This window comes from Sphingomonas sp. Ag1 (assembly GCF_000980895.1).
GTDB lineage: Bacteria > Pseudomonadota > Alphaproteobacteria > Sphingomonadales > Sphingomonadaceae > Sphingomonas > Sphingomonas panaciterrae.
On the sequence record NZ_LAZX01000094.1, the window covers coordinates 627,137 to 640,273 of the forward strand.

The window sequence follows — 13,137 nt, forward strand, 5'->3', positions numbered from 1 at the left end:
CTTCGCTCATGCCCGTCGATGCAACGCTGCCCTATGACGATCAGAACATCTTCGCGCGGATCCTTCGCGGCGAGATACCGGCCCGCAAGGTGTACGAGGACGAATACGCGCTCGCGTTCCACGACATCGCGCCTTGGTCTCCGACGCACATTCTGGTGATTCCGAAGGGCGCCTACGTCAGCTGGGATGATTTCTCCGCCAGGGCCAGCGATGCGGAGATTGCCGGATTCGTCCGGGCGGTTGGCCACATCGCGCGGGAGGCTGGTTTGGTCACACCGGGCTACCGCCTCTTGGCCAATGCCGGTCCGCACAGCCATCAGGAAGTGCCCCATCTGCACGTCCATATCCTTGCTGGCCGGCCGCTAGGCCCTATGCTGGTTCAAAATGACAGCCATAAGTAGCAGAAAAGACGCAATCTTGCTTCCGAACGCCGTGAGGGATTGCGCGATGACGATCTCCCGCTAGTTTCGCGCGCTTTAATGCACATGCGGCCGCCAGTGCCGCGCTCCTGGGGGAAAAGGCCGCATGATCTTTGGCCGAGTAAAACCGCTCGACGCCATCTTGGCGACTGCCGAGAAAAAAGCGCTTCATCGCACCTTGGGCTGGTTCCAGCTCACCTTGTTCGGCATCGGTTGTGTGATCGGTACCGGTATTTTCGTTCTCACCTCCGCCGGCGCACAAAAGGCCGGCCCGGGCCTGATGCTCGCATTCGCGATCGCCGGCCTGATCTGCATTGTCGCCGCGCTTTGCTACGCGGAGATTGCAGCCATGATCCCCGTCGCGGGATCAGCATATACCTACAGCTACGCCACGATGGGCGAACTCGTCGGCTGGACCGTTGGCTGGGCCCTGATCCTCGAATATGCCGTGGCGGCCAGCGCCGTGTCCGTCGGGTGGTCGGGCTACTTCACCGGCACGATCCTCAATGAATTTCTCGGGATACACCTGCCGGCGTGGCTGTCGGGCGCACCGCTCGCACTAGGCGGTGTCGAAGGCGGCTTCATCAATCTGCCCGCCGTCGTCATCTCGCTCTTGATCACTTGGCTGCTGATGGTCGGCACCACTGAAAGCGCCCGCGTGAATGCGGTGCTGGTGGCGATCAAGGTGACGGCGCTGACCGCCTTCATCGCACTCACCATTCCTTCCGACGCGTTCGACTCCGATCGCTTCAACCCCTTCCTCCCGGCCGGCATCTTTGGTGGCTTCGGCACCGGCGTCGGTGCAGTCGGCGCCGCGGCGACGATCTTCTTTGCCTATGTGGGCTTCGACGCCGTGTCGACCGCGGCTGAGGAAACTAAGAATCCGCAGCGCAACGTCCCGATCGGTCTGGTCGGATCGCTGCTGTTCTGCACCGTCTTCTACATCCTGGTGGCTGCGGGTGCGATCGGCACCGTCGGTGGTCAGCCGATCATGGGGCCGAACGGCGTGCCGTTCCCGGCCGGCTCGGAAGAGCTTGCCCGCCAGTGCGCCACTTTCGCCGCCAACGACCTCCCGCTCGTCTGCTCGAACGAGGCGCTCGCCCATGTGCTGCGTCAGATCGGCTGGTCGGGCGTCGGCAACATGCTGGGCATCGCGGCATTCCTCGCGCTGCCGTCGGTCATCCTGATCCTGATGTTCGGCCAGACCCGCATCTTCTTCGTGATGAGCCGTGACGGCCTGCTGCCGGAGCGCCTGTCGGCAGTGCACCCGAAGTGGAAGACCCCGTATATCGTCACCGCGATCACCGGCGCAGCCGTGGCCTTTGCCGCTGCCTTCCTGCCGGTCGGCAAGCTCGCGGATATCGCCAATGCGGGTACGCTCTACGCGTTCATGATGGTGGCCATCGCGGTCATGATCCTGCGCCGTACCGAGGCGAATCGTCAGCGCAGCTTCCGCACCCCGGCGCTCTGGATCGTCGGCCCGCTGACGATCGCAGGCTGCATCTTCCTGTTCTTCAACCTGCCGCTAGACGCGATGCTGGTGCTGCCGCTCTGGGGCATCCTGGGCCTCGTGATCTACTATGGCTACGGCTACCGCGCGTCGCACCTTGGCCGCGGCCTGGTCGAAGTGCACGAGAGCGAAGCGGTGCATGAGGTCGATCCGTCGGTGCCGGGCACGCGCTAGGCACGGCGACGCACCTTAGTTACAGCAAGAGGGCCGGGGCATTGCTCCGGCCCTTTTCGCATCGGGCGCACTGGCTTGGCGGCGCGTCCCGGCTCGCCTAACCAGCCGGCATGACCGCGCTTCCCACCACCGATGACGCCGCCGCTGCCGAACTCGCGCATCTGGCCAGTGAGATCGCTCACCACAATCGCCTCTACCACACGGACGATTCGCCGGAGATTTCGGACGCAGCCTATGACGCTCTCGTCCGGCGGAACAATGAGCTGGAAGCTGCCTTCCCGCACCTCGTTCGGTCCGATTCCCCCTCTCGTCAGGTGGGCGCAGCGCCCGCCGGCCATCTCGCGAAGGTCGCCCACCGGCGGCCGATGACCAGCCTCGACAACGCGTTCAGCGATGAGGAGGTGGAGGAATTCGTCGCCCGGGTGCGCCGCTTCCTGCGGCTCGCCGATGACGAGGAAGTCGCGCTCACCGCCGAACCGAAGATCGACGGCCTCTCCTGTTCGCTGCGCTATGAACAGCGCCGCCTCGTCCAGGCGCTGACGCGCGGCGACGGCACCACGGGCGAGGCTGTGACCGCCAACGCGCGCACCATCGCTGACATTCCGTCGATCCTGCCCGAGGACGCTCCCGACGTTTTCGAGGTCCGCGGTGAGGTCTATATGGCAAAGGCCGATTTTGCGGCCCTCAACCAGCGACTTGCCGAGGAGGCGGCGGAAACGGGCAAGGAGGCGCGCCAGTTCGCCAACCCGCGCAACGCCGCCGCCGGCTCGCTGCGGCAGAAGGACGCCAACGTCACGGCCGAGCGCCCGCTCCGGTTCCTCGCGCATGGCTGGGGCGAGGCGACCGCCCTCCCCGGCGCCACCCAGTCCGCGGTTGTCGATGTCATTCGGCGGTGGGGCTTCCCTGTGGCGGATGATTTTACCACCGCCGCCTCCAGCGCCGACGCGCTCGCGCAATATAATGCCATCGAGCGCAAGCGCGCTGACCTGCCGTTCGACATCGACGGCGTGGTGTACAAGGTCGACCGCCTCGACTGGCAGGAGCGGCTGGGCTTCGTCGCCCGCGCCCCCCGCTGGGCGATCGCGCACAAGTTTCCGGCCGAACGCGCGCAGACGACCCTCAACGATATCGACATCCAGGTCGGTCGCACCGGCAAGCTGACCCCGGTCGCAAAGCTCGAGCCAGTCACCGTCGGCGGCGTCGTGGTGCGCAACGCCACATTGCACAACGCAGATGAGGTTGCGCGGCTGGGGGTACGCCCCGGCGATCGCATCGTGGTGCAGCGCGCGGGCGACGTCATTCCCCAGATCGTGGAAAATCTCACCGCTGGCGAAGATCGCCCCGCCTGGCACTTCCCTACCCATTGCCCCGAATGCGGATCGGAAGCGGTGCGCGAGCCGGGCGAGGTGGACTGGCGCTGCTCCGGCGGGCTGGTCTGCCCGGCGCAACAGGTGGAGCGCCTGCGCCACTTCGCCTCGCGCCACGCGCTCGATATCGAGGGCCTCGGCATCACCAATATCGAAAGCTTCTTCGCCGACGGCCTGATCGCGACTCCGGCCGACATCTTCCGCCTGACCGAGGAACAGCTGCTCGCGCGCGAACGCTGGGCGACGGTATCGGCGCGCAACCTGATCGCGGCGATCGACGCGAAGCGTCAGCCCCCGCTCGACCGCTTCCTCTTCGCGCTCGGCATTCGCCATATCGGCGAGGTGACCGCCCGCGACCTCGCGCGGCGCTGGCGCAGCTGGGCGGACTTCCGCGCCATGGTGCAGGCCGGGATCGAAAAACGCGACACCATGCTACAGGCCATCGGGGAGAGCGACGACAAGCTCCTCGCCCGCACCGCCAAGGAACTGGCCGCCATCGTCGACACGAAGCAGGTGGGGCCTGAGGTCGCGCTCGCGCTGATCGACTTCTTCGCCGAGGAACGCAACGACTCGGCGGTCGCGGACCTACTCGGCCAGCTGACACCCGCGGATGTGGTGCATGAGACTCGCGCCTCCGAGGTGTCGGGAAAGACCGTGGTCTTCACCGGCACGCTCGAAACGATGAGCCGCGACGAGGCGAAGGCTCAGGCAGAGGCATTGGGCGCCAAGGTGTCCGGATCTGTATCCTCGAAAACGGATCTTTTGGTCGCTGGGCCGGGCGCTGGATCCAAGGCGAAGAAGGCCGCCGACCTGGGCATTAGGGTCGTCGATGAGGCAGGCTGGCAAGCCATCGTCGCTGCTGCCGGATAGCACGAATACACCTGTCGCTTTTTTGCAACGCAGCAAAATCAAAAATGGTTCCCTTTGGATTCTTCTCGCCCGCGTAACCGAACGGAAATATTGCGCGGGCACGGGCGCGGCAGCGGTTCAGGCACCGTTTGTCAGAGCACCTGCTCCAAGGGGAATTTGATTAAATGCGACATAACCTGTTTCTGGGCGTAGCTGCGGTTGCGCTCATCGCACCGGCCGGCGCGATGGCTCAGGAAACCACTTCCGCCATCCGTGGTACGGTGACGGCAGCAGGTGCGCCCGTCGCGGGCGCAACGGTTACCGCGCGGGAGACCGCGTCGGGCACGACGTCTTCGACCACCACCGATGCGAACGGCGGCTTCTCGCTGAGCGGTCTGCGTCCGGGTGGCACGTTCACCGTTGATGTCCAGTCGCCCCAGGGCGCCAAGCAGGTCACCGACATCTACACCGTCGTGGGCCAGACCTATTCGCTGCCGATCGACGTTGCGGCCGCTGACGAAGGCGACGGCGACATCGTCGTGACCGCCTCGTCGATCGCCGGCGCCGGCGTCACCTCGGACGGCCCGCAGACCGTTCTTAATGCGCGCGACATCTCGAAGGTCGCCTCGGTCAACCGCAACGTCCGCGATCTCGCCCGCCGCGACCCGTTCGCCGCGCTTGATCTCACCAACGGTCAGGGCGCCGTCAGCTTTGCCGGCGTCAACCCGCGCTTCAACCGCTTCACCATCGACGGTGTGCAGGTCGGCGACACCTTCGGCCTGAACTCGGATGCGAACCCGACCAACCGTGGCCCGGTCCCCTTCGACGCCATTGGTCAGTTCTCGGTCTCGATCGCGCCCTATGACATCCGTCAGGGCAACTTCCTCGGCGGCGTCATCGACACCACGCTGAAGTCGGGCACCAACACCTTCACCGGCACCGGCTTCTATTCGCAGTCGACCGATGGCCTGCAGGGCGACCGCATCGGTTCGAACCGCATCACCCTGCCGAAGTACAAGTCGGAAACCTACGGCGCGACGATCGCCGGTCCGCTGATCAAGGACAAGCTGTTCTTCATGGTCTCGGCGGAGCGCAACACTGATCCGCGCCCACTGTCGATCGCCACGCTGAACCAGATCCCCGGCTACAACCAGGGCGTGCTGGACGAGGTGATCAACATCGCCAACACGCAGCGCTACGGCGGCTATGCGACCGGCGATTTCGTGACGATCAACAATCAGAAGGACGAGAAGATCGTCGGCAAGATTGATTGGAACATCACCGACAATCACCGCCTCTCGCTGTCGTACATCAACGCGTACGAGGAAAGCACGGTCGCCAACGGCACCAGCGCCAACAACAACACCCCGGTCATCGGCCTGGCGTCCAACTATTATCAGTCCTCGAACCTGCTGCGCGCCGGCATCGTGAAGCTGAACTCGGACTGGACCGATCAGCTGTCGACCGAAGCCCGCTTCCTCTACCGCAGCACGCGCCGCGGCCAGGATCCGCTGCTCGGCACCGGCTACCCGCAGATCCGCGTCTGCACCGACCCGACGAGCATCGTGAACGGCACCAACACCGCTTCGAGCTGCGGCGTGGGCACGCCGATCGTGGCCTTCGGCCCGGACAACAGCCGTCAGGCGAACGAACTGTTCTTCGACACCTGGGGCGGTTCGTTCCTGACCCGCTACTCGGCCGGTTCGCATGAGCTGAAGTTCCTCGTTGAATATAACGAGAACCGCAGCCGTAACCTATTCGTTCAGAACGCCACCGGCAGCCTGTACTTCGACTCGATTACGGACTTCCGCAACGGTCGCGCCAGCGCCTACAACCTGCAGGTCGCGCTCGATGGTGACATCAACAGCGCCGCAGCCGACTTCAAGTACGGCCAGTACACCTTCGGCTTCCAGGACGATTGGGCGATCACGGACCGCCTGACGCTGACCTACGGCGCTCGCTACGACCTGTACGGCATGCGCACCCAGGTGCCGCTGAACAGCTTCTACCTGGCGCGCTACGGCTTCCCGAACACCAAGACGTTCAAGGGAATGGACAATTTCCAACCGCGCATCAGCGCGAACTGGCAGACCAACGACTGGCTCAGCCTGCGCGGCGGCGTGGGTGTGTTCGGTGGCGGTTCGCCGGACGTGTACCTGTCGAACAGCTTCTCGACCACCGGCGTCCTGACCAACGCGCTGAACTCGTCGACCTCGGGCTTCGGCGTGATCCGTTCGAACACCGATCCGGCAGGCTGCAGCACCGGCGCAGCTTTGTGCGGCATTCTCGACAACGTCGTTGCACCGGGCATCCCGCAGGCGGCCGTCGATTACCTGCGCAACAACACGCAGTCGCTGTCGCTCGCCCCGACCTCGTCGCTGGCGCAGGACCTGCGTCTGCCGGCGGTGCTGAAGGCGACCTTCTCGGCTGACGCCAAGGTTCGCGGCGTGAACCTGGGCGCCGACTTCCTGTACACCGACGTGCTGAGCGCCCCGTCGTTCACCGACCTGCGCGTCCGCCGCGTCGGCACGCTGCCGGATGGCCGCCCGCGCTACGCGCCGCGCACCACGCTGACCGATGGCAACAGCGACTTCCTGTTCTACAACGAGGATCGCGGTCGCAGCTTCATCTTCGTGGTTCGTGGTGACAAGCGGTTCGACTTCGGCCTGTCGGTCCACGGCAGCTACACCTGGCAGGACGTGAAGGACGTCAGCCCGGCCACCTCGTCGACCGCCAGCTCGCTGTACGGCAACGCCGCGATGATCGACCCGAACGTGCCGGCCTATGGCATCTCGAACGATCAGATTAAGTGGGCGTTCAAGTACGGTGTCGGCTTCGATCGTGCGCTGTTCGGTGACTATCGCACCGCGATCCAGCTGTTCGGCGAAACCCGCGCGGGACGTCCGTTCAGCTTCACGATGCAGGACAACAACAACGGCCGCTCGCCGGTGTTCGGGACGATCGGCAACAACGATCGCTACCTGATGTACGTGCCGACCAGCACCACCGATCCGCTCGTCAGCTACGACAGCGAAGCGACGCGTGCCGGTCTGGAAGGGCTGATCAACCGCACCAACCTGAAGGACTATCGCGGCCGCATCGCTGGCAAAAACATCGCCCGCAACCGCGCCTTCACCCGCATCGACCTCCACGTCGAGCAGGAAATCCCGACCTTCGTCGGCGGTTCGCGGATCACGCTGTTCGGCGACATCGAGAACCTGCCGAACCTGCTGAACAGCAACTGGGGCGGCCTGCGTCAGCTCGGCTTCCCGTACACCGCAGCGACGGTTCAGGTGCAGTGCCTGAACGCCACCGGTGGGGCGCTGACCGGCGCGATCGGATCGCCGTCCAACGGGGCGAACGCCTGCGCGCAGTACCGTTATTCGAACTTCCGTGAGCCGAACACGGCCAACCCGAGCATCAACAACTCGCTCTACCTGATCCGTCTCGGCGCGCGCTTCACCTTCTGATCGCGCTGACCTGAATGGGTCTTCGGGGCCGCCGCATCTTCGGGTGCGGCGGCCCTTCCTTTTTGCGCGACGGCGAATGGCGGTGTAAGGGGCGCGCAATGGCGACCTCGCTTCCTGCACCGTCCACTCCGCAAGCGCCGATCCGACCCAGCAATCTGGCGGTCCGGCCCTTCTTCGAGGACAAGGCCCGCGCCTTCTGGATCCTGCAGGCGGCCGGCTGGACCGGCTATCTCGTCCTGCGGACCGTTTCGGCCATATCCGGCGGCTTCACGATGCAAGGTGTGGTCAGCATCCTCGTGGAAACGATCGTCGGCTATTGCATCACGCTGCTGCTGTCGGTGCTGTACGGCGTCTATCGCGGCCTGCCGCGTATCACCGCGATCCTGCTGACGGTCTTCACGCTCGGCGCTGCGACCTTCATCTACGCGCTGCTCGACACTTTCTCCTTCAGCCTCATCAAGCTCTCGGCGCCCGGCGTCGACGTGAAGCTGCTGATCGGCTCGCTGTTCCTCAATTTCACCGTGCTCGCCGGTTGGTCGGCGCTCTACTTCGGGATCAATTTCTACCTTATCGTCGAGGAGCAGATCGATCAGCTCCAGCATCTGGAGACGCAGGCGTCCTCGGCGCAGCTGGCGATGCTGCGCTATCAGCTGAACCCACACTTCCTGTTCAACACGCTCAATTCAATCTCGACGCTCGTGCTGCTGAAACAGACCGAGCGGGCGAATGCGATGCTCAGCCGCCTCTCCAGCTTCCTGCGCTACACGCTCGCCAACGAGCCGACCGCGCATGTGACGCTCGCGCAGGAAATCGAGACGCTGAAGCTGTACCTCGAGATCGAGAAGATGCGCTTCGAGGATCGGCTCCGCCCGAAGTTCGAGATCGACCCCGCGGCCGAACGCGCACGCCTGCCCTCGCTCCTGCTGCAGCCGCTGGTCGAAAATGCGATCAAATATGCCGTTACGCCGAAGGAGGAAGGCGCCGAAATCCACGTCAGCGCGCGGTTGATCGGCGATCGCGTTCGGATCAGCGTATCTGACACTGGACCGGGCTTGCAGCCGACGCGGAACAAGCCAAGCCTTTCAACCGGCGTCGGGATCGCCAATATCAGGGAGCGACTGGCACAATCTTTCGGAACGGATCACCGGTTCGAGGTCCGCGCAATGCCGACGGGGGGGTTCGGCGTGGAGATCGAGATACCGTTCCAGCTTGAATAACGGGGAAGAGTTAAGGGGGCAGTGACGTACGATGACCGCCGGCGCCGATCGTCAGGGCTGGTGGCATCCGCTTGGAGAATGACTGTACCATGACCATCCGCACCATTCTCGTCGACGACGAGCCGCTCGCGATCCAGGGCCTAGAGCTCCGGCTGCAGGCGCACGCCGACGTCGAGATCGTCGCCAAGTGCCAGAACGGGCGCGAAGCGATCAGCGCGATCAAGACCCACAAGCCCGACCTCGTCTTTCTCGATATCCAGATGCCCGGCTTTGACGGCTTCTCCGTCGTCCAGGGCCTGATGGAGGTTGAACCTCCGCTCTTCGTGTTCGTCACCGCTTATTCGGATCACGCCCTGCGCGCGTTCGAGGCGCAGGCCGTCGACTATCTGATGAAGCCGGTGGAGGAATCGCGGCTCGCCGACACGCTCGATCGCGTGCGGCAGCGCCTGGCGGAAAAATCGAGCATCAACGAGGCGGAAAAGCTGAAGGAGGCGCTCGCCGAGCACGCGCCCGAGGCCGCGGCCGAGATCGTGGACGGCGGCGAAGGTCCCAATGCAAGCCGCTTCGAAAAGCTCATCAACGTCAAGGACCGCGGCCAGATCTTCCGCGTCGATGTCGACACGATCGAAATCGTCGAGGCCGCGGGCGACTATATGTGCATCAAGACGGCGGACAACACGCTTATCCTGCGCGAAACCATGAAGGACCTGGAAAAGCGCCTGGATCCGCGCCGCTTCCAGCGGGTCCACCGCTCGACGATCGTCAACCTCGATCAGGTGCGCCAGGTGAAGCCGCACACCAATGGCGAATGCTTCCTCGTGCTCGATTCGGGCGCGCAGGTGAAGGTGAGCCGCAGCTACCGCGACGTCGTCGCCCGCTTCGTCCACTGAGACGTTCGCACCGATGACCTGCCGGCTGGCGCATGCGCGCCGGCCGGTACCGACGTGCATTACGCAAGCGCAGCAAATCTGCTACGGCGCGCCAATGCTTACGATCAATGGTATCACGGTGCGCCTCGGTGGGCGCGCAATCCTCGACGGCGCCTCCGCCTCGCTGCCGCCCGGCAGCCGCGTCGGCCTGATCGGGCGCAACGGTGCCGGCAAGTCGACGATGGTGAAGGTGATCGCCGGCCAGATCGAGCCCGACGGCGGCTCGATCGACAAGCCGCGGGGCGCCCGCATCGGCTATATCGCGCAGGAAGCACCCGCCGGGGACGCCACGCCGTTTGAAACGGTACTAGCCGCTGATACGGAGCGCGCGACGCTCATGGAGCAGAGCGAAACCGAAACCGATCCCGAAAAGCTCGGCGACATCTATGAGCGGCTGATCGCGATCGACGCTTACACGGCGCCGGCTCGCGCCTCGCAGATACTCCTCGGCCTCGGCTTCGACGAGGAAGCGCAGAACCAGCCGCTCGACAGCTTCTCCGGTGGGTGGAAGATGCGCGTCGCGCTCGCCGCCCTGCTGTTCTCGCAGCCCGACCTGCTGCTGCTCGACGAACCGTCGAACCACCTCGATCTCGAAGCGGTGATGTGGCTGGAGGATTTCCTGCGCTCCTACAAGGCGACGATCGTCGTCGTCAGCCACGAGCGTGATTTCCTCAACAATGTCGTCGATCACATCCTGCACCTGCAGGGTGGAAAGACGACCCTGTACGCCGGCGGCTATGATTCGTTCGAGCGCCAGCGGGCCGAGCGTATGGCGCAGATCGCGGCGGCAAAGGCGAACCAGGATGTCCAGCGCGCCAAGCTGCAGGACTATATCGCCCGCAATTCCGCGCGCGCCTCGACCGCGAAGCAGGCGCAGAGCCGCGCCAAGATGCTGGCCAAGATGCAGCCGATCGCCGAACTCGCCAATGATCCGACGCTGTCGTTCGGCTTCCCCGATCCCGAACCGTTGCGGCCACCGCTGGTCACGCTCGATTATGCCAGCGTCGGCTATGGCGACACACCGATCCTTCGCCGGCTGAACCTGCGCATGGATCCGGACGATCGCATCGCGCTGCTTGGCCGCAACGGCAACGGCAAGACCACCTTCGCCCGTCTGATCGCGGCGCAGCTCGCCCCGATGGAGGGCAGCATGACGGCGAGCAACCGGATGCGGGTTGGCTATTTCACCCAATATCAGGTGGAGGAGCTCGACTCCGACGACACCCCCCTCGCCCATATGACGCGGGTGATGAAGGGCGCGACGCCGGCCGCGGTGCGCGCGCAGCTTGGTCGCTTCGGCTTCTCGGGCGATCGCGCGACGGCAACCGTCGGCAAGATGTCAGGCGGCGAGAAGGCGCGGTTGGCGCTCGCACTGATCACGCGTGAGGCGCCGCACCTGCTGATCCTCGACGAACCGACCAACCACCTCGATGTCGACGCACGCGAGGCGCTGGTACAGGCGCTCAATGACTATAAGGGCGCCGTGCTGATCGTCAGTCACGATCGTCACATGGTGGAGCTTACCGCCGATCGGCTGGTGCTGGTCGACGGCGGCACTGCGCGCGAATTCGACGGCAGCCTCGACGATTACACCGCCTTCATCCTCGCCAAGGAGCCAAAGTCCGAAGGGAAGGCAAAGGGCAAGGATGATCGTAAGGCGTTTGCGGAGAAGCGCGAAAACGACAAGGCCTGGCGCAAGTCCGCAAAGGAGGCCGAAGCCGAGATCGCCAGGCTGGCGTCCGAACGTGACGCGATCGACCATGCCATGGCCAATCCGGCATCGGCACCGAAGGAATTGTACGGCTTCAACACCGGCCAGTTGCTGAAGCGCCGCGCGCAGGTGGTGGAGCGGCTTGAGGCGGCCGAGGCGCGTTGGCTGGAAGCGACCGAGGCGCTCGAAGCCGCCTGACGCACCACGCATGGAAGTCCCGCGCGGTGACGCGGGAGGACCGGGGACGCGTGCGCAGCCTGGTGGCTAGCGGCCTTTGACCAGCGTGATCTGGACCACGTCGATGCCACCGCCTCGAAAGCCACCCTCGCAATACATCAGGTAATAGCGCCACAGATTGACGAAGCGCCCGTCGAACCGCGGCGGCAGCCGTCCGTCAGCGACGGCCTTGTCGAAGTTCAGGCGCCATTGCAGCAGCGTCTCGGCATAATCCAGACCAAAGGCATGGCGATCCTGCCACGTCAGCCCCTCTCCCTCTGCGAGGGCGCGAAACTGTGGTTCGTGGATCAACATCCCGCCCGGGAACACATAGGCCTGGATGAAATCGACATTGGCGCGATAGCCGGACCAGATATCATCGGCAATCTTGATGAACTGGATCGCGGCGCGTCCGCCCGGCTTCAGGGCGCGGGCGATCGCCTTGACGTAATCCGCCCAATACCGCTCGCCCACCGCCTCCACCATCTCGATCGACGCGACGGCATCGTACATCCCACGCACGTCGCGATAATCGGTCAGCGACACCGCCACCGGCAGGCCTGAGGTGCGGGCAACCACATGGCGTTGCTGCTCCGACGCCAGCGTGATCGCGCGAACGCCGATCCCGCGCTTCCCCGCCGCTTCTGCCAGCGCGCCCCAGCCGCACCCGATTTCCAGCAACGTGCCGTCCGGCGGCACGTTTACGCGATCCAGGACCGCATCAATTTTGCGCTGCTGTGCCGCCTCCAGCGTGTCGCCTTGTGCGAAGATCGCGCTCGAATAGGTCAGGGTCGGATCAAGCCATGCCTCGTAGAAATCATTGCCGAGGTCGTAATGCGCGGCCACGTTGCGCCGCGCATTGCGCCGTCCGTTGTGGCGCATGGCATGGATGAGGCGCGCCCCCAGCCGCGCGCCGGGCTTTGCGCGACCAAGCTCCCCCAGCGTCGCACGGTTGCGCATGAACAGGTCAAAGATCGGGACGGGATCCGGGCTGGTCCAGTCGCCATCGACCCAGGCTTCATACCAGCCGATTGACCCGCCGATGATCAGGCGCCGAAGCGCGCGCCAGCGAACGATCGTGACATGCGCCACCGGGCCGTCGCGCCGCCCCCCGAGCAGCCGGCGCACGCCATCGGGCAACACGCCTTCGATTGCCCCCTCTTCCAGCCCCTCGTCAATCCGGTCGAGGATACGGTGGAATACCGGCGCAATGCTGCGGGCCCACCGATTGTCCGCCGCCGGCTCTGTCACCTGTCTCAGCATCGTCGCTGCTCA

8 protein-coding genes are annotated in these 13,137 nt (G+C 64.8%); 7 read left to right on the forward strand and 1 reads right to left on the reverse strand.

The features are described 5' to 3' along the window. Positions 1-8: 8 nt before the first annotated feature. From XM50_RS15910 to XM50_RS15940, 7 genes are all read left to right on the forward strand, one after another. Positions 9-401: a histidine triad nucleotide-binding protein gene (locus XM50_RS15910; protein WP_046410843.1), complete on the forward strand. Its 393-nt coding sequence runs from the start codon at positions 9-11 to the stop codon at positions 399-401. A gap of 124 nt (positions 402-525) precedes the next feature. Next, on the forward strand, positions 526-2,103 hold the full coding sequence (locus XM50_RS15915) for an amino acid permease (RefSeq protein ID WP_046410844.1): 1,578 nt from the start codon (positions 526-528) through the stop codon (positions 2,101-2,103). Positions 2,104-2,213: 110 nt separating this feature from the next. Next, positions 2,214-4,340, forward strand: a complete 2,127-nt coding sequence (gene ligA, locus XM50_RS15920) for an NAD-dependent DNA ligase LigA (RefSeq protein ID WP_046410846.1) — start codon at positions 2,214-2,216, stop codon at positions 4,338-4,340. A gap of 164 nt (positions 4,341-4,504) precedes the next feature. Beyond that, positions 4,505-7,789: a TonB-dependent receptor gene (locus XM50_RS15925; protein WP_046410848.1), complete on the forward strand. Its 3,285-nt coding sequence runs from the start codon at positions 4,505-4,507 to the stop codon at positions 7,787-7,789. A 98-nt stretch (positions 7,790-7,887) separates the two neighbouring features. Next, on the forward strand, positions 7,888-9,006 hold the full coding sequence (locus XM50_RS15930; protein ID WP_046410849.1) for a sensor histidine kinase: 1,119 nt from the start codon (positions 7,888-7,890) through the stop codon (positions 9,004-9,006). Between the two features lie 89 nt (positions 9,007-9,095). Beyond that, positions 9,096-9,896 (forward strand): LytR/AlgR family response regulator transcription factor, encoded by an 801-nt coding sequence (locus XM50_RS15935; RefSeq protein WP_046410851.1) that lies wholly within the window; start codon positions 9,096-9,098, stop codon positions 9,894-9,896. A gap of 94 nt (positions 9,897-9,990) precedes the next feature. Then, a complete protein-coding gene (locus XM50_RS15940) occupies positions 9,991-11,844 on the forward strand; it encodes an ABC-F family ATP-binding cassette domain-containing protein (RefSeq protein ID WP_046411798.1) in 1,854 nt (617 codons plus the stop codon). A gap of 66 nt (positions 11,845-11,910) precedes the next feature. On the opposite strand, the gene XM50_RS15945 is transcribed toward XM50_RS15940, so the two are convergent. Then, complete coding sequence (locus XM50_RS15945; protein ID WP_046410852.1) at positions 11,911-13,125, reverse strand: SAM-dependent methyltransferase; 1,215 nt, start codon at positions 13,123-13,125, stop codon at positions 11,911-11,913. Between the last annotated feature and the right edge of the window lie 12 nt (positions 13,126-13,137).